The 16682-nt window shown below is 73.2% G+C and carries 14 protein-coding genes and 1 pseudogene; 1 reads left to right on the top strand and 14 read right to left on the bottom strand.

Going from position 1 to position 16682, the window contains the following annotated elements; all coding sequences use genetic code 11:
* Nucleotides 1–81 precede the first annotated feature (81 nt).
* The 9 genes and pseudogenes from ACLQ20_RS10185 to ACLQ20_RS10145 all read right to left on the bottom strand — a co-directional run.
* Nucleotides 82–996: pseudogene (locus ACLQ20_RS10185) on the bottom strand (acetaldehyde dehydrogenase (acetylating)); the annotation flags it as partial.
* A gap of 79 nt (nucleotides 997–1075) precedes the next feature.
* Complete coding sequence (locus ACLQ20_RS10180) at nucleotides 1076–1870, bottom strand: 2-keto-4-pentenoate hydratase (protein ID WP_425855132.1); 795 nt, start codon at nucleotides 1868–1870, stop codon at nucleotides 1076–1078.
* Nucleotides 1871–2045: 175 nt separating this feature from the next.
* Entirely contained in the window at nucleotides 2046–3557 is a 1512-nt protein-coding gene (locus tag ACLQ20_RS10175) for a 2-hydroxymuconic semialdehyde dehydrogenase (protein WP_425855131.1), read from the bottom strand.
* Nucleotides 3558–3577: 20 nt separating this feature from the next.
* Complete coding sequence (locus ACLQ20_RS10170) at nucleotides 3578–3841, bottom strand: EutN/CcmL family microcompartment protein (RefSeq protein WP_151454616.1); 264 nt, start codon at nucleotides 3839–3841, stop codon at nucleotides 3578–3580.
* Nucleotides 3828–4166 (bottom strand): BMC domain-containing protein, encoded by a 339-nt coding sequence (locus ACLQ20_RS10165; protein ID WP_089000517.1) that lies wholly within the window; start codon nucleotides 4164–4166, stop codon nucleotides 3828–3830. The genes ACLQ20_RS10170 and ACLQ20_RS10165 overlap by 14 nt, the downstream gene beginning before the upstream one ends.
* A gap of 23 nt (nucleotides 4167–4189) precedes the next feature.
* Nucleotides 4190–4480 carry a BMC domain-containing protein gene (locus tag ACLQ20_RS10160; protein ID WP_151454615.1) on the bottom strand — a complete coding sequence of 97 codons (291 nt, stop codon included), beginning with the start codon at nucleotides 4478–4480 and terminating at the stop codon, nucleotides 4190–4192.
* A gap of 35 nt (nucleotides 4481–4515) precedes the next feature.
* Nucleotides 4516–5355, bottom strand: coding sequence for a 2-amino-5-chlorophenol 1,6-dioxygenase subunit alpha (locus ACLQ20_RS10155; RefSeq protein ID WP_151454614.1), 840 nt, complete (start codon nucleotides 5353–5355; stop codon nucleotides 4516–4518).
* Entirely contained in the window at nucleotides 5348–6331 is a 984-nt protein-coding gene (locus tag ACLQ20_RS10150) for a tRNA U-34 5-methylaminomethyl-2-thiouridine biosynthesis protein (RefSeq protein WP_132239083.1), read from the bottom strand. The genes ACLQ20_RS10155 and ACLQ20_RS10150 overlap by 8 nt, the downstream gene beginning before the upstream one ends.
* Nucleotides 6328–8346, bottom strand: coding sequence for a hydantoinase B/oxoprolinase family protein (locus ACLQ20_RS10145; RefSeq protein WP_425855130.1), 2019 nt, complete (start codon nucleotides 8344–8346; stop codon nucleotides 6328–6330). Before ACLQ20_RS10145 ends, ACLQ20_RS10150 begins: the two co-directional genes overlap by 4 nt.
* Before the next feature lie 167 nt (nucleotides 8347–8513).
* Here ACLQ20_RS10145 and ACLQ20_RS10140 point away from each other — a divergent pair, with 167 nt between their 5' ends.
* Entirely contained in the window at nucleotides 8514–9338 is an 825-nt protein-coding gene (locus ACLQ20_RS10140; RefSeq protein ID WP_151454612.1) for an IclR family transcriptional regulator, read from the top strand.
* Between the two features lie 8 nt (nucleotides 9339–9346).
* On the opposite strand, the gene ACLQ20_RS10135 is transcribed toward ACLQ20_RS10140, so the two are convergent.
* Genes ACLQ20_RS10135 through ACLQ20_RS10115 form a run of 5 tightly spaced genes read right to left on the bottom strand, consistent with a single transcriptional unit; the run spans nucleotide 9347 to nucleotide 16669 of the window.
* Entirely contained in the window at nucleotides 9347–10966 is a 1620-nt protein-coding gene (locus ACLQ20_RS10135; protein WP_358119499.1) for a thiamine pyrophosphate-binding protein, read from the bottom strand.
* Nucleotides 10963–11724 carry an enoyl-CoA hydratase/isomerase family protein gene (locus ACLQ20_RS10130; protein WP_225852186.1) on the bottom strand — a complete coding sequence of 254 codons (762 nt, stop codon included), beginning with the start codon at nucleotides 11722–11724 and terminating at the stop codon, nucleotides 10963–10965. The genes ACLQ20_RS10135 and ACLQ20_RS10130 overlap by 4 nt, the downstream gene beginning before the upstream one ends.
* On the bottom strand, nucleotides 11721–13079 hold the full coding sequence (gene purB, locus ACLQ20_RS10125; protein ID WP_151454610.1) for an adenylosuccinate lyase: 1359 nt from the start codon (nucleotides 13077–13079) through the stop codon (nucleotides 11721–11723). The genes ACLQ20_RS10130 and purB overlap by 4 nt, the downstream gene beginning before the upstream one ends.
* Complete coding sequence (locus tag ACLQ20_RS10120; RefSeq protein WP_425855128.1) at nucleotides 13079–14656, bottom strand: class I adenylate-forming enzyme family protein; 1578 nt, start codon at nucleotides 14654–14656, stop codon at nucleotides 13079–13081. Before ACLQ20_RS10120 ends, purB begins: the two co-directional genes overlap by 1 nt.
* Nucleotides 14657–14659: 3 nt before the next feature.
* Nucleotides 14660–16669, bottom strand: a complete 2010-nt coding sequence (locus ACLQ20_RS10115) for a hydantoinase/oxoprolinase family protein (protein ID WP_425855127.1) — start codon at nucleotides 16667–16669, stop codon at nucleotides 14660–14662.
* Between the last annotated feature and the right edge of the window lie 13 nt (nucleotides 16670–16682).

The raw sequence follows: 16682 nt of genomic DNA, 5'->3' as shown, positions 1-16682 counted from the left end.
GCTGTCGCCATCAGTGCTGCGGTGGTCCGCGCTGTCGCCATCAGCGCCGTCGCGGCCCGCGCTGTCATGGCCGGTCGCTGCCGATCGCAGCCCGACCAGCCGCTCCGCCGTACGCAGCGCCGCCGACGTCATGATGTCCAGGTTCCCCGCGTACGCCGGCAGATAATGTCCCGCGCCGGAGACCTCCAGGAACACCGACACCTGCAACCCGCGCAGATGCCGACCCAACGACGGCACATAGGTGTCGACCCGGTCGAACTGGACGTCCTGCTTCAGGCGATACCCCGGCACGTACTCCTGCACCGCCGCCACCATCTCCGCCACCGACCCGGCGATCGCCGCACGGTCGGCGTCGGCGTCCTCGCACAGGCAGTACACCGTGTCGCGCATCAACAGCGGCGGATCAGCCGGATTCAACACGATGATCGCCTTACCACGACCAGCACCACCGACCACCTCGATCGCCCGCGCCGTCGTCTCCGTGAACTCGTCGATGTTCGCCCGTGTCCCCGGCCCCGCCGACTTGGAAGCGATGGAGGCGACGATCTCCCCGTACACCACCGGCGTCACCCGACCGACGGCGGCGACGATCGGCACCGTCGCCTGCCCACCACACGTCACCATGTTCACGTTGCGCTCACCCAGGTGCTCATCCAGATTCACCGGCGGCACCACATACGGACCCACCGCCGCCGGCGTCAGATCCACTACGAGCCGACCGTGCGCGGCCAGCACCGCGTCGTTGCGCCGGTGCGCGCCCGCCGAGGTGGCATCGAACACCAGCTCCACATCCGCGAACTCCGGCATCGCCACCAGGCCGTCGACACCCTCGGCGGTCGTCGCCACACCCAGCCTGCGCGCCCGCGCCAGGCCGTCGGAATCGGGGTCGATGCCCACCATCGCCACCATCCGCAGCGACTCCGAGAGCCGCAGCACCTTGATCATCAAGTCGGTGCCGATATTGCCCGACCCGATCACCGCCACACCAACGCTCACGACGCCTCCCCCTCACCGAAGACCGCGACGGTCGCCAGGCCATTCCACGCACGCACCACCGCGAAGACCGCCATCGCGCTCACGACGCCTCCCCCGAGAAACAGGTACGCACCGAACCCAGCCCCGAGATGCGAGCCTCGTACGCCGCACCGGGCGTCACCGGCACCATCGGGCCGAGCGCCCCGGACAGCACCACATCCCCAGCACGCAGCGGATCACCCGAGCGGGCCATCGTCTGCGCCAACCACTGCACCGCATGCAACGGATTACCCAGACACGCCGCCCCCGCCCCCACCGACACCGGCTCACCGGCCTGCTCAAGCACCATCCCGCACAACCGCAGGTCCACGTCGGCCAGCCGACGCGGCGTCGTGCCCAGCACGAACAGGCCGCTGGAGGCGTTGTCCGCCACCGTGTCCACGATCGAGATGTCCCACCCCGCCACCCGCGAGTCCACGATCTCGATCGCCGGCAACACGTGGTCCACCGCCCGGATCACGTCCGCGCCGGTGATCCGCTCGTCGGGCAGGTCCGCACCCAGGACGAACGCGACCTCCGCCTCGACCCGTGGCTGGAGCAGCCGGCCCATCGGCACCTCAGCCCCGTCGGGCACCGCCATGTCGTCGGTCAGCACCCCGAAATCGGGCTGGAAGACACCGAAGCTCTCCTGCACCGCCCGCGACGTCAGCCCGATCTTCGCGCCCACCCGCCGCTGGCCGCGCTGCAACCACTGCCGCACCTGAAGCTGCTGCACCAGGTACGCCGACGTGACGTCCCCCTCCGGCAGCAGCCGCCCCCGCAGCGGCGCACACGGCTTGCCGTTCTCCCGCGCGTCGACCAGTTCCCGGGCCGCCGCCTCGAAATCCACGCTCATGTCAGCTCCCCACTCCACTCGGAGCCGCTATCGACAGCCGCGGGTCGACCGGAAGCCGGACGGACACCCCGCGACACTGATGCCGACGTCCAACCCCATACCGGCCCGGTGCGCCCGACCCACGATGTGCTCGCCACATCCACCGCACCCGCGACGCCGATGCGAACGCCGCCGCTCATGTCAGGTCCACGCAGACGTTGGTCAACTCGGAATAGAAATCAAGGGAGTGCACGCCACCCTCGCGCCCGATCCCGGACGCCTTCACCCCACCGAACGGAGTCCGCAGATCCCGCAGGAACCACGTGTTCACCCACACGATCCCCGCGTCCAACCGCATACCGGCCCGGTGCGCCCGACCCACGTCCCGGGTCCAGACCGCCGCCGCCAGCCCGTACTCCGTGCCGTTCGCCAACGCGAACGCCTCATCCTCGTCATCGAACGGCGCCACATGCACCACCGGCCCGAAGACTTCCTCGCGGTTGGTCCGCGCATCCGCACCCAACCCCGTCAACACCGTCGGCTGCACGTACGCACCACCATCACGCGCATCACCGAAGGCCGGCACGCCGCCCCCGGCCAACACCTGCGCACCCTCGCGGCGGGCAAGGTCGTAGTAGCCGAGCACCTTGTCCCGGTGCTGATGCGAAATCAGCGGCATGTTCACCGTCGCCTCGTCCGCCGGCCACCCAAACCGCAGCTCGGCGGCCCGCTCCGCGAGCCGGGCCGTGAACTCCTCGAACACCGGCCGCTGCACGTAGATCCGCTCCGTGCAGAGGCAGACCTGACCACCGTTGGTGAAACTGGACCGCACCGAACCCGCCACCGCCGCGTCCAGATCCGCGTCCGCGAACACCAACCCGGCGTTCTTGCCACCCAACTCGAACGACACCGGCCGCACCCCATCAGCAGCCGCCCGCATGATGGCGCTGCCGGTCGACGACTCGCCGGTGAAGGTGATCGCGTCGACGTCCGGATGGCGGGTCAAAAACTCCCCCGCCGAATCCGGACCGAAGCCGTGCACCAGGTTGAACACCCCATCCGGCACGCCGGCGGCGGCCATCACCTCCGCCAACAACGTCGCCGACGCCGGCGTCTCCTCACTGGGCTTGACGATCACGGCATTACCGCAGGCAAGGGCCGGAGCGACCTTCCACGTGAGCAGCAGCAGCGGCAGGTTCCACGGCACGATCACCGCCACCACACCCACCGGCTTACGCACCGCATAATTCAGCGCCCGGCCGCCGGTCGGGGTGACCGTCGTGAAGGACTCCGTCGGCGCGGTCGCCACGATCTCCGCGAAGGCGCGGAAGTTCGCCGCGCCGCGCGGGATGTCCAACGTCCGCGCCTGCGAGATCGACTTGCCGGTGTCGGCAACCTCAGCGGTCACCAGATCGTCGAAACGACGCTCCAACTCGTCGGCGACCCGGCGCAACACCTCCGCGCGCTCGCGCTCCCCCATCCGGCCCCACGGCCCCCGCAACGCCGCCCGCGCGGCGGCGACCGCGTCGTCCACGCACGCCCGATCGGCCTCGGCGACCTCGAAGACCGGCTCACCCGTCACCGGGCTGCGCTTGACGAACCGCCGCCCACCCTCGACGAACTCACCGCCCACGAAGTTGCGCAGGGTCGGCGGGTCGGCGCCCGGGTGGCCGTCACGCAGACTCACCGGCCAGGATGACTCGGCCATCGTCAGGTGTCCCTTCCGGTTCAGGTGCTGGGTTCGGTCCGCTCGCTGCCGAGGTCGGCGACGAGCGCGACCACGGCGGCGTCCACGGTGGGTTGGCCGGTCACGGCCGCCGCGGCCTCGTCGGTGACGACCAGGACGGTGGTGCCGACGCCGACGTTCAGGGGGTCGACGGCGACGAGGTCGGGCCCGTCGCCGTGCGGGCGGACCAGGACGAGCCGCCTGCCCTGCAACGCCGGCAGGATGCGGTCGGCCCACACCTTGCCGACGACGTCACCGAGCACCATCGGTTTCTCCCCGTAGGCCGGCGATGACCTCGCGGATGCGGGCCGGTTCGGGCGCGTCCAGCAGGGCCGCCGTGGTCGGGTGGGGCTTCGGGTAGACCTGGGAGCTGCGCAGCTCGCCGTGGGCGCGGATGGCGGCCTCGCCGGCGGAGACTGCCTGGCGTACGGCGGCGAGGGTGCCCCGGACGGCGACCGCGAGGTAGCCGCTGGTGACCCGTTCCACGGCCACGCACCGGACGTCGGCGGTCTTGATCATGGCTTCGATACCCGCCGAGAGCGCCACCAGGCCGCGTGTCTCGACGATTCCGATCGCGATGTCGGAGGACATGGCTGATTCTCCTTACCCGGTTGTCAGTTGCCGACGAGGTCAGGCTCGACGGCCAACGCGCTCACCGCGTCGCAGGGGCTGGCGAAGACGATCGAGCGCACCGAGCGGCTGCGCGCCCGGGCGGTCTCCTCGCCGATGTCCACCGCCTCCTCGACGGTGGCGAGGTCGCCGCGCACGGCGACCGCGACGATGCCGCCGCCGAGGCGTACGACCTTCGTCACCTCGACCTCGGTGGCCTTCACCATCGCGTCGACGGCGTCGAAGATGGGGGTGAAACCCTCGGCTTCGACGAAGCCCACGGCCACGTTTCGCATGTCTGCTCCTTGCTCTGGTTGCGGGTCGGCTTCGGTCAGGGACGCTCGGGCAGGTTCCAGGACAGGACGGCGGCGCCGGTGCCCCAGATCGGGCCGTACGAGTGCAGCTGCGCCGGGCCGCTGGCGGCGCCGGTGCCGGCGGCGAACGCGAGGGCCCGGAACTGGCTGTCCGCCTGGGCCTGCCGGGCGTAGTCCTCGCGGATCGCGAGCGCCTCGTCGACCTTGCCGGCGGTGAGCAGGTCGAGTACGCGGGTGTTCCACTGGTCGTGCGCGGGTGTGCCGATGTGGTCCTGGCCCGGTTCGATCCACTGCTGGATCAGTCCGGAGGACAGTCCGCTCACCACGACGACGGCGGCGCGTACTCCGGCGTCACGGGCGGCGGCGGCACCGGCCCGGCCGACGTCGGCGAGGGTGTCGGCGTCGGCGTACAGGTTGCAGGAGACCTGCGCCCAGCGCAGCTTGCGCTCCGGGTCGAGCAGCGCGGAGGTGACGATGGTCCCGGCGTCGATCGGGAAGCCCTCGTAGCGGGTGCGGCGCGCCTGCTTGCCGTCGGCCTGCACCCGGTCGGCCCACCGCTCGCTGAACTCCACGTCGAAGCGCAGGTCATAGCGGAGCAGGCCGTAGTCGTAGGCGTACCAGTTCTCGTCGACGTGTTCGCCGCGCGGGTTGGGGTCGCACTGGAACTGGTGGCCGAGGACGGTGAACCACTGGGTGGACAGCAGCAGGACGACGTCGGGCTCCAGCCGGCGCAGCCGCTCGCCCACGTCGCGGGCGGCCGAGGCCAGTGCCGCCCAGCTCGGTGCGGGTTCCTTCGCGAGCAGGTGGGGCATGCCGGGCACGAGTGCGCCGGCGACGATTCCGGTCCGGTCAGCCATGGGGGCTCCCCTCGGGCAGCCACTCGACGACGGCGTTTCCGGTGCCGATGATCGTGCCGTAGCCGAGCACGTCACCGGCGACCTTGGGCCAGCCCATCGCGGCGAGCAGCCAGGTGAGGCTGCCGGCCTTCGTCTCCGACGCGGTCGCCTCGATGTGTTCGGTGATGAGTTCCCGCAGCGGGGCGGTCGGTCCCCGGCGGATCGCTTCGAGCAGTTTCATGTCCCACCGGTACTGGTGGTTGTTGTACGGGTGTTCGCGTTCCATGTCCTCCGGCAGCGCCGGCTCCTCGTGCCAGTGCAGGTGCGACAGGGAGTTGGAGGCGAGCAGCACGGCTCGGCGGCCGGTGGCCTCGACGGCGCGGCGGGTGGCCTCGCCGAGCACCTCCATCTCCTCCAGCGCCGCGTCGGAGTAGAAGTACGGGTTGTTGTTCGCCGACAGGGACACCACGGGGATGTCCCAGGCGGGGTTGGCCAGGTGCAGGGCGCCGATGGTGGCGTAGTCGACGCGTACCCGGGGGTCGCGCATCGCGCGGGTGACGAGGCCGAGGCCGCTGGCCTCCTCGACGATGGCCTCGCCGAGTTCGACGTCGGTGCGGAAGTCGTAGCGGTACCGGAAGAGGTGCGGGAAGATCGGCTCCACGGAGATGCCGCGCGGGTTGGGCGCGCAGTTGACGTGGTGGCCGACCATCGTGATCCAGTGCGGGGCGTGCACGATCAGCACGTCGGGGCGGTGCACCTCCTGGATGCGCTTGCGCAGCCGCTCGTAGGCCCAGCGCAGCGTCTCCCAGCCGCCGGTGGAGCGGGGCTCGTTCTGCGGCGGGTTCTCCGCGTAGATCAGGTGGGGCGGATGTGGGCTGAGGCAGCCGGCGACGATGCCGGCGCGGGCCGGGGCGGCCTGCGGGGCCGGGGCGTTGCCGGCGCCGCCACCGGTGCGGGGCCTGGTGGTCGCCACCGGCACCCGGAAGACCCTGCTCATGACCGCCCCTCCCCGGTGAGGACGCGCACGTACGCGCGATGCTCGGCGGTGCCGCCGAGGATCTGCATCCCGTCGTCGTCGAGGGCTATCTCGTCGGCGCCGAGCGCGGCGTCGTGGCGCAGCCAGGCCCGCAGTGGTGCCGGGTGCACGCCGTGCAGTTCGACGAGGCTCTCCTCGGCGAGGCCGCTGCCGGGCGCGACGTAGGCCAGCCGGCGCTGGCCGCGCCGGCCGGTGTAGGCGGGCCGGTCGGTGGTGGTGAGGCGCAGCCAGCTCCGCTCGTCGCGCAGCCGCTGCCGCAGGTCGGCGGTGGCGGCGCGGTCGGCCTCGCCGTCGCCGTCGAGGACGACGCCGTAGCGCTGGCGGGCCTCCTCGCCGGTCAGGTAGTCCTGCCGGACGTCCTCCGCGACGGCGTCGGGCGCGCGGTCCAGCGGGTCGCCCCAGCCGCCGCCGCCGGCGGACTCCATGACCAGTACGTCCCCGGCGCGCATGGGGAAGCCGGCGATCTTGCCGGGGGTGTCGAAGTCGACCCGTCGGCCGTCGGCGCGGCGCAGGTGGGTGACCGTCGGGGCGCCCGGGCCGCCGTGGCGCAGCCCGTACGGGGGGACGGTGGTGCGGTCGGTCTGCACCGAGTACGCCCCGCCGCTGGCCAGCAGCCGGGTCTCCCGCCGGCTGCCCAGGCCGCCCCGGTGCGTACCGTCTCCGCAGGAGCCGGCGCGCAGCTCGCAGGCCTCGACCAGGATCGGGATCTCGGTCTCCAGTCGCTCGACGGACTGGATGGTGGAGATGTCGCCGAGGTCGACCGGGTTCATCGCGCTGGGACCGTCGGATTCGAGGAATCCGCCGTTGCCGCCGGCCGGGTAGTCGTAGTAGAGGTAGGGCTGGCCGGTGTGCTCGTCCACGCCGCCGATGAGGTTCTGGAAGGTGGTGCCGAACTGGTCGGCGGCGATGAGGTCGGGCGCCACCTGGCTCAACGCGGCCATCACGGCGGAGATGACCCGCTTGCGGACCTCGCTGTGGGCGTTGGCCGGGGCGGGGTAGCTGACGTGGACCACCGTGCCGGGCTCGGTGAGGACCCGCAGGGGCCGGAACGCGCCGTGGTTGACCAGCCCGCCGGGATCGAGGGCGGACTTGACGGCGATGAACACCCCGGCCACGGTCATCGCCCGCGACGAGTTGACCACGGCGGCGACCTGGGTGGAGGAACCCCGGAAGTCGGCTTCGATCTCGTCGCCGTCGACGGTCAGCCGGCAGCGGACGATCGCGGCGTCGTAGTCGCCGTCGGTGTAGAGGTCGAGGTAGTCCTCGTAGCGGTAGGTGCCGTCGGGCAGCGACCGGATCATGTCGCGCAGCCGCTGCTCGGTGCGGTCCATGTTGGCCGCGACGCAGTCGAGGATCAGCCCGGTGCCCCAGCGGTCGACGAGTTCCTTCAGCCGTCGTTGCGCGGTGTGGCAGGCGGCGATGCTGGATTCGAGGTCGCCGCGGCGTTCCTCGGCCATCCGGACGTTGGCGAAGAGGATGTCGAAGGCGGCCCGGTTGGGACGGCCCGCCTCGATCAGCTTGATCGGCGGGATCCGCAGCCCCTCCTGGAGGATCTCGGTGGCCTGGCCGGAGACGCTGCCGGGGGTCATGCCGCCGATGTCGGCCCAGTGCATCCGGACGCAGGGGAACAGGAACAGTTCCCCGTCGACGAAGACCGGGCTGATCAGGGTGACGTCGTTGAGGTGGCTGCCGCCCCGGTACGGGTCGTTGACGATGTAGAGGTCTCCGGGGCGCATCTCGGCGGCGAAGTCGGCGAAGATCTCGGCCACCGAGGCGGGCATGGCGATGACGTGTCCCGGCATGTCCCGGCCCTGGGCGACCATCTGCCCCGAGGGGTCGAAGAGTGCGCAGGAGAAGTCCTGGGCGTCGGCGATCACCGGCGAGTGCGCGGTACGGAAGATCGTCTGTCGCATCTCGCGGACGATCGAGATGAGACTTTCGGTGACGACTTCCAGGTCGATCGGATTCACAGTCATGCGGATGCCTCACTGATTTCCGGTGTCGGTCCGTATCTGCCGCCGGAGTGGACCTGGACTGGTCAGGGCGAGTGGACCACCGTGGGTTGAACCACCGTAGAGTGGACCATCATGTGGTCCTAGAGTTATATTATGAAACCTAGCAGCCGGAAAGGCAGGGAAGCAAGATGTCGTACGCCACTGACCCGACGCCCGACGAGGGCGTCGCCCCACGCGAGTCGGGCACCCAGGCGCTGGACCGCGCCCTGGGCGTCCTGCTGGCCTTCCGGGGTGACGCCGTCGAGCGCAAGGTCAGCGACGTCAGCCGCGAACTGGGCCTGCACAAGTCCACGGCCAGCCGGCTGTTCCGCGCGCTGGCCGACGCCGGCTTCCTGCAACGCAACGAGGAGAACGGCACCTACCGCCTCGGCGTCGCCGTCTTCGAGCTGGGCGCCCGCTTCCTCGCCGGCATCGACCTGCACGCGCTGGCCCGGCCCCTGCTGCACCAGCTCGCCGAGCACGAGGGCGAGAGCGTCAACCTCGCCGTCCTGGAGGGCTCCGACGCCATCTCGCTCTACGTCGTACAGGGCACCCGCAACGTGCAGCTCGTCAGCCGCCTCGGCCGGCGCATCCCGCTGTGGTGCAGCGCGGCCGGCAAGGCGCTGCTCGTCGACCACGACGACGACGCCCTGCGCGCCCTGCTCGCCACCGTGCCGCTCCGGGCGCTGACCAGCAACACCATCACCGACCTGGACACCTTCGTGGCGCACATGGCCGCCGTGCGGCAGCAGGGCTGGGCCCTGAACGACCAGGAGAGCGAGCACGGGCTGCGGGTGGTGGCCGCCCCCGTACGCGACCGGCACGACCGGGTCACCGCCGCGATCAGCATCTCCGGGCCGATCTTCCGCCTGGACGACACCCGTACCCGCGAACTCGCCGACGCCGCCTGCCGTACCGCCGCCGAGCTGTCCCGGCAGCTCGGCCACGGCTTCGGCGACCGGTGGGGCGACTGACCGCACCGTCAGAAACGCTCCTGGGTGACCTCGGGCAGGACCCGCACGTGCAGCAACCCCGGCCCGGTCACCGGCAGCACCTCGTCGAACGCCGCCTCCGCGCCGGCCTGGTCGGTGACCGTCCAGGCCGGTACGCCCAGGGAGCGCGCCACGGCGGCCAGGTCCCGGGCCGGGAACCGAGCCAGCGCCGGGTCGACCCCGCGCGGGCCGAACTTGCGCACCTCCGCGCCGTAGCCGCCGTCGTCGAGGACCACCAGCAGCACGGGCGCCCCGACCCGGGCCAGGGTGTCCAGCTCCCCAAGGCCGGTGAGCAGGCTGCCGTCGCCCTCGAAGGCGACCACCGGCCGGTCCGGTCGGCCCACGCCGGCCCCGACGGCGTACGGCAGGCCGACGCCGATGCTGCCGAACTCCCAGGGTGCGATGAACGCGCGGTCCACGGCGGACGAGTCGAGCAGCAGGTTGGGCCAGCCGCCGAACTGTCCCACCCCGACCACGGTGGTGCGCCGGGCCGGGAGCCGGCGGGCGCAGATCCGGATGAACGCCCGGGGGTCGATCCCCGCCGCCCCCTCGACGAACTCGATGCCATCGAACGGGTCGGCCGCAGCGACCTGCGCGGCCAGGGCGGGGCTGCGCCACTCCGGGCGCTCGACCGGGTCGAGCCGGGCCGTCACGGCCCGCGCGGTGACCGCCGCGTCCCCGACGATCCCCAGGTCGACGGGCCAGCGCGCCCCCAACGCCCGCGCGTCGGCGTCGACGGCGACCACCCGCGCCCCGGGGAAGAGCGCGCCGTGGTCGGCCGTCCACCGGTTGAGTCCGGCGCCGAAGGTGACCACCAGGTCCGCGTCGGCCAGCACCCGCCGGGTCAGCGGGCGGGCCAGTCCCCCGGCCACCCCCAGGTGGTACGGGTGCCCGGCGAAGAGCCCGGCGGCCAGCACGGTGGTGGCGAGCACCGCGCCGCAACGGTCGGCGAGGCGGCGTACGTCCTCCGCTGCCGCCTCGGCGCCCCGCCCGGCCAGCAGCACCGGGCGGTGGGCGGCGGCCAGCAGGCCGACCAGCTCGGCGACGGCCTCGTCGGTCGGTGCCGGCGCGGCGGGCCGGTACGCGGCGACGGCCGGCGCGGGCACGGCCTCGGCCGGCACCGGCTCGTCCTGGAGGTCGATGGGAACGTCGAGGACGACGGGGCCGGGCCGTTCGGCGGCGGCCCGGAACGCCAGGCCGACGTCGCGGGCGGCGGTGGCCGGCGCCGTCACGGGCACGAACGCCCCGGCGGTAGCCAGCGCGAACGGCTGTTGCGGGAAGCTCTGCACGTGCAGCGGGTCGCCGGGCGGGGTGTCGCCGGCGATCAGGACCAGCGGCGTGCCGGCCTGCCGGGCGATGGTCAGCGCGGCGCCGGCGACGGCCAGGCCGGGGCCCTGGGTCACGGTGACGACCCCGCACCGGCCGGTGGCGCGGGCCCAGCCGTCGGCCATCATCACCGCGGCGTTCTCGTTGCGGGCGGCCACGAACCGGACGCCGTGGCGCTGCACCAGGTCCGCGACCAGGAACATGTTGGCGTCGCCTAGCAGCCCGAAGATCGTGTCGACCCCGTGCGCCACGATGGCGTCGGCGATCGCCTCGCCGGCCCTCACCGGGGGTCCCGGGCGAGGTAGTCGCCGGCGGGGCGCAGCGCCACGCTCAGCGCGCCGAGGTAGGAGTCGTTGGCGGCCGCCTCGAAGCGGGGCCCGGCCAGGCGGGCGGCCCGCTTGGTCATTGACCGGCCGACCGCGGAGGTGGCCAGCAGCCGCTCGGCGATCCCGGTCGCGGCGTCGGCGAGCCGCCCCGGCTCCACCACCTCGGTCACCAGCCGCAGGTCGCGCAGCTCGTCGGCGGGGATCCGGTCGCCGAGCAGCAGCCACCGCTTGGCCAGGTCGGCGCCGACGAGGTCGGCGAGGATCGCCATGCCGCTCCAGGTCAGCGGGATGCCGAAGCCGACCTCCGGGAAGGTCGCGAAGCAGGTGTCGGCGGCCACCCGCAGGTCGCTGGCGAGACCGAGCACCGCGCCGGAGCCGATGGCCGGGCCGTTGAACGCCGTGACGGTGGTCTGTTCCAGCCGGTACCAGCGTTCGACCAGCTCGGCGGTGCGGCGCTGCACCGACATCGTGGCCCGGGCGTCGAGGGTGGCCAGCTCGTGCAGGTCGGTGCCGGCGCAGAACGCGGTGCCGGAGCCGGTCAGCACGACCACCTCGGTCCGGTCGTCGCGGGACAGCTCGTGCAGCACGTCCTCGAAGCGGGCGAGCATCGCCAGGTCGAAGCTGTTGCGCCGGGCGGGCCGGTTCAGCGTCACCCGGGCCAGCCGGCCGTCGCGGTGCAGCAGCACGGATTCCTCGGCACGGTGTGCGGCGGTCATGGCGACTCCGAGTTCAGTAGGGCGCGGTCGACCAGCGCGGCGGCGTGGCCGACGTACGACAGCGGGTCCAGCAGGCCGGCGAGTTCCGCCGCGGGCAGGGCGGCGGTCACCTGCGGGTCGGCGCGCAACGTCTCCGCGAACGGGCGGCCCGCATCGAGGCTGTCGCGGACGATCCGCATGACCAGGTGGTGGGCCTGCTCCCGGCCGAGCGGACCGGCCAGGCGCAGCATCACCGCCTCGGAGAGCACGAGCCCGCCGGTGAGGTCGAGGTTGGCGCGCATCCGGTCGGGGTTGACGCCGAGGTCACCGAAGACGTCGACCAGTCGCTGCATCGCGCCGCCGAGCAGGATGAAGCACTCCGGCAGCAGCTTCCACAGCGTCATCCCGACGCCCATGTCCCGGTCGTCCTGGGCGACCATGGTCTGCAACGCCAGGGGCACCTGGGCCCGCAGGGTGCCGGCGGCGGCGATCACCGCCTCGCAGCGGATCGGGTTGCGCTTGTGGGGCATCGTGCTGCTGCCAACCTGGGTGGAGCGCTGCGACTCGTACGCCTCGCCGACCTCGGTGCGGCCGAGGAAGTAGACCTCCCGGGCCAGCTTCTCGGCGCTGGCCGCGACGAGGCCGAAGACCATCAGGCACTCGGCGAAGCGGTCCTGGGTGGCGTGCCAGGGGGTGTCGGCGACGCCGAGCCCCAGGTCGGCGGCGACCGCCTGCTCCAGCGCGAACGCCTGCGCGCCGTAGCCGGCCATCGTGCCGGCCGCGCCGCCCATGCTGGTCACCAGCAGCCGCTGGCGCAGTTGCCGCAGCCGGACGCGGTGGCGTTGCAGCTCGTCCTGCCACACCGCGCAGCGCAGGCCGAACGTCGTCGGCAGCGCCTGCTGCCCGTGGGTGCGGGCGGCCATCGGGGTGGCGCGGTGGCGCAGCGCGAGCCGCCGCAGCGCGCGGACCAGCTCGTCGACCTGCCGTTGCACGATGTCCAGGCCGTCGCGGGCCCGCAGGACGAACCCGGTGTCCATCACGTCCTGGGTGGTGGCGCCGAGGTGGACGTAGCGACCGGCGTCGCCGGGGCAGGCGGCGGTGAGCGCCCGCACCAGCGGCACCAGAGGGTGCACGGTGTCGGCGGCGTCGGCGGCGAGCACCGCCGTGTCGAGCCGCTCGACGCGGGCCGCCTCGGTGATCGCCTGCGCGGCGGCGGACGGGATGATGCCCAGCTTCGCCTGGCCCCGGGCGAGGGCGGCCTCGACGTCGAGCCAGGACTGCATGAGCTGCCGGTCGTTGAAGACCCCCCGCATCTCGGCGTTGCCGAAGAAGCTGGTGACGGTCAGCGAGTCCAGGAAGCACGATCCGAGCTGCATCAGCGTTCCCCCTCCGCGACGAGCAGTTCCCGGGCGGCCCGCCGGTCGACCTTCCCGGACGGCAGCAGCGGCAGGTCGGCGACGGTACGGATCAAGGTCGGCACCTTGTGCCGGGCCAGCCGTTCGGTGGCGGTGCGGGTGAGCCGGTCGACGTCGCAGTGCCCACCGGGGACGGTCACGACCAGGGCCGCGATCTCCTCCCCCCAGCGGGCTGATGGCACGCCGAGGACGCACACCCGGGCCACGGCCGGGTCGTCGGCGAGCACCGCCTCGACCTCGGCGGGGTGGACGTTCTCGCCGCCGCGGATGATCAGTTCCTTGATCCGACCGGCCAGGGTGAGGACCCGCTCGTCGGTCAGCGCGCCCAGGTCGCCGGTGCGCAGCCAGCCGTCGCTGGTGATCGTGGCGGCGGTGGTGAACGGGTCGTCGGCGTAGCCGCGGGTGACCGAGCTGCCGCGTACCAGCAGCTCCCCGACCTGCCCGGCGGGCAGCGGGGCGCGGGTGGCGGGGTCGACCACGGTGGCCTGAAGAGCCGGCAGGACGCGGCCGACGGTGTCACCGGGCGTGCCGCAGGTCCCGTCGCCGGGGTCCAGGCTGATCGTCGGGCCGGCCTCGGTCTGGCCGTAGACGACCGCCACCCGGTCCAGGCCGAGCACCCGTCGGGTGCGGGTGAGCAGCGCCGGGGTGCACGTGGCGCCGCCGAGGAAGCCGACCCGCAGCGACGACAGGTCCCAGCGTCCGGGGTCCCGCTCGACGCGGTCGGTGAGCATCGACGCCATGGTGGGCACGGCCTGCACCACCGTGCACGCGTGCTGCTGGATCTGGTCGAGGACCGGCTCGGTGCGGAACCGGCGGGTGGAGACCCACAGCGCGCCCGTCACCAGCGCCAGCATCGCCCCGCTGCCGAGCCCCGCCGCGTGGGCCAGGGGCAGCGGCGAGGCGATCCGGTCGTCGGCGCGCAGCCCCGCGGCCTCGGCCGTCCAGGCCGCGTTGGCCAGCAGGTTGCCGGCGCTCAGCGACACCATCTTGGCCGGGCCGGTGGAGCCCGAGGTGAACTGGATGTTGCAGGCGGCGTCGGGATCACCCACGGGTGCGGGAACCGGGCCGTCCCAGCCGGGCAGCCGTGCCAGGGCGCCCGCTCCCAGGTCCGCGTCGAGGACGTGCCAGCCGTCCGGCCGCTCGCCGGGCGGCAGCGCCGCCAGGACCCGCGTGACGGTGGACGGGCCGTGCCGGTCGCGGACCCGCTCGGCGGCGTAGAGGCGTCGGGGGCGGCTGCGGGCCAGCGCCGAGGTCAGCTCGGGCCCGGTGAGGCCGGGGTGCAGGGTGGTCAGGGCGGCGCCCCGCCAGGCCGCGGCGGCCAGCAGCACCAGCCAGGCCAGCCCGTTCTCGGCCCAGACCGCGATCCGGTCGCCGCGGCCGACGCCCTGGGCCGCCAGGACGGCGGCGGCCCGGCCGGCGAGGTCGGCGAACTCCCCCGTGGTCACCGGCCGGGCCGGATCGTCGAAGACGTACAGGGCGCGGTCCGGCTGCCGCGCGGCGCGCTCCAGCACGGTGAGGTCGAGGGCTGGCGGAATCACGGATCACTCCTTGGTCAGCAGCAGGTTTCCGTGGTCGTCGACCGTGGCGGCCCATCCGCCGCCGACGACGGTGGTGCTGCCGTTCTCGCGTACGACGGCGGGACCGACGACGGCACAGCCCGGCCCCAGGTCGGCGCGCCGCCACACGGTCGCCTCGACCCAGCCGCCCGGGCGGTAGAGACGGGTCCTGCCGGACTGCGCCGGGCCGCCGGTCGGGGCGGCGAAGCGGACGGCCGGGCGGGGCCCGAACGCGGTGAGCCGACAGTTGACGATCTCGGCGGGGTGGTCGGAGCGGGTGTAGGCGTACCGCTCGGCGTAGGCGGCGTGGAAGGCCGCCACCAGCTCGTCGGCGGTGGCCGGCAGCTCGGGCAGGGCGACGGCGAGGTCGAAGCTCTGGCCCCGGAACCGCATGCCGACCGACAGGCCGAAGCTGACCTGGTCGGGCTCCACGTCGTCCTCGGCCTTGAGCTGGGCCAGGGCGGCGTCGCGCAGGTCGGCCAGGGCCGCCCGGACGGCCGCCAGGCCGTCGTCGTCGGCCGGCACCAGCACGGTACGGACGTAGTCGTGGCGGGCCTGGGCGGTGACGAAGCCGAGCGCGGAGAAGTTGCCCGGCACCGGCGGAACCAGGACCCGACGGATGCCGAGTTCGTCGGCGAGGTCGGTGGCGTGCATCGGGCCGGCGCCGCCGAAGGGCATCAGCACGAAGTCGCGCGGGTCGTGCCCGCAGGCGACGGAGATCTCCTTGATCGCGCTGGTCATCTTGACCGTGGCGAGGGTGAGGATGCCGTGCGCCAGGTCCAGTTCGTCGAGACCGAACGTGCCGGCCAGCCCGGCCAGGGCGGTGCGGGCCGCGTCGGGGTCGAGCGGCACCTCCCCGCCCAGGCTCTCCTGCGGGTCGAGGTGGCCGACGAGCAGGTGCGCGTCGGTGGTGGTCGGCTCGGTGCCGCCCCGGCCGTACGCGGCCGGGCCGGGGGTCGAGCCGGCGCTGCGCGGCCCGACCCGCAGTTCCCCGCCCCGGTCGCGCCAGGCGATCGAGCCGCCGCCGGCGCCGATCGTGTTGATCTCGACCTGGAAGGTGCGGTTCGGGTAGCCGGCGATCTTCCCGTCGTTGGTCATCAACGGCGCGCCGTTCTTGATCAGGCAGACGTCCGTGCTGGTGCCGCCGATGTCGCAGGTGATGACGTTGGGATAGCCGGCGAGCGAGGCGAGGTGCACGGTGGCCGCGACCCCGCCGGCGGGCCCCGAGAGGGCGAGGTTGATCGGCAGCCGCCCGGCCTCCTCGGTGGAGACGACACCGCCGCTGCTCGTCATGATCGACAGCGGGTGGGCGTACCCGCCGTCGGCGAGGGCGCCGCCGAGCCCGCGCAGGTAGTCGGCGACGGTCGCCCGCACGCTGGCGTTGAGCACGGTGGTGGCGAACCGCTCGTACTCGCCCTGCTCCGGCACCACGTCGGAGGAGACGGTGCAGACCAGGTCGGGGTACCGCTCGGCCAGCCGCCGCGCCGCGGCCCGCTCGTGGGCGGGATTGCGGTACGAGTGCAGCAGGCAGACCGCCACCGCCCGGGGACCGGCGGCGGCCACCCGGTCGAGGGCCTCGTCCAGTTCGTCGGTGTCCAGCGGCCGGACGACGCTGCCGTCGGCGCCGATGCGTTCGCGCAGCACGTGCCGGTGCCGGCGCGCGACGAGCGGCGGCCGGCCGCTCTCCTTGACGCTGTAGAGGCGGGGCCGGTGCCCGAGGCCCATCTCCAGCACGTCCCGGAAGCCCTCGGTGGCCAGGACCGACACCGGCTCGCCGGAGCCTTCGAGCAACGCGTTGGTCACCCGGGTGGTGCCGTGCACGAAGCGGTCGACCGTGTCCAGGCTGACACCGAGCTTGGCGAGGCCCTCGAAGATCGCCGCCGCCGGATCGTGCGGGGTGGAGAGGGTCTTGGCCTCGGCGAGCCGGGCGGTGGCCGGCTCGTAGACGATGACGTCGGTGAAGGTGCCACCGATGTCGACGCCGATGCAGAGCATGGCGAGCCTTTCG

The sequence above is a fragment of the Micromonospora sp. DT46 genome, assembly GCF_049841735.1.
Lineage (GTDB): Bacteria > Actinomycetota > Actinomycetes > Mycobacteriales > Micromonosporaceae > Micromonospora > Micromonospora reichwaldensis.
This window is presented reverse-complemented; position numbering and strand designations above follow the sequence as displayed.

Coding starts and splice junctions, on each gene's coding strand:
- ACLQ20_RS10140 (WP_151454612.1), top strand. CDS start 8,514: ATGTCGTACGCCACTGACCCGACGCCCGACGAGGGCGTCGCCCCACGC.
- ACLQ20_RS10115 (WP_425855127.1), bottom strand. CDS start 16,669: ATGCTCTGCATCGGCGTCGACATCGGTGGCACCTTCACCGACGTCATC.
- ACLQ20_RS10150 (WP_132239083.1), bottom strand. CDS start 6,331: ATGAGCAGGGTCTTCCGGGTGCCGGTGGCGACCACCAGGCCCCGCACC.
- ACLQ20_RS10145 (WP_425855130.1), bottom strand. CDS start 8,346: ATGACTGTGAATCCGATCGACCTGGAAGTCGTCACCGAAAGTCTCATC.
- purB (WP_151454610.1), bottom strand. CDS start 13,079: ATGCAGCTCGGATCGTGCTTCCTGGACTCGCTGACCGTCACCAGCTTC.
- ACLQ20_RS10130 (WP_225852186.1), bottom strand. CDS start 11,724: ATGACCGCCGCACACCGTGCCGAGGAATCCGTGCTGCTGCACCGCGAC.
- ACLQ20_RS10180 (WP_425855132.1), bottom strand. CDS start 1,870: ATGAGCGTGGATTTCGAGGCGGCGGCCCGGGAACTGGTCGACGCGCGG.
- ACLQ20_RS10175 (WP_425855131.1), bottom strand. CDS start 3,557: ATGGCCGAGTCATCCTGGCCGGTGAGTCTGCGTGACGGCCACCCGGGC.
- ACLQ20_RS10170 (WP_151454616.1), bottom strand. CDS start 3,841: ATGGTGCTCGGTGACGTCGTCGGCAAGGTGTGGGCCGACCGCATCCTG.
- ACLQ20_RS10160 (WP_151454615.1), bottom strand. CDS start 4,480: ATGCGAAACGTGGCCGTGGGCTTCGTCGAAGCCGAGGGTTTCACCCCC.
- ACLQ20_RS10155 (WP_151454614.1), bottom strand. CDS start 5,355: ATGGCTGACCGGACCGGAATCGTCGCCGGCGCACTCGTGCCCGGCATG.
- ACLQ20_RS10165 (WP_089000517.1), bottom strand. CDS start 4,166: ATGTCCTCCGACATCGCGATCGGAATCGTCGAGACACGCGGCCTGGTG.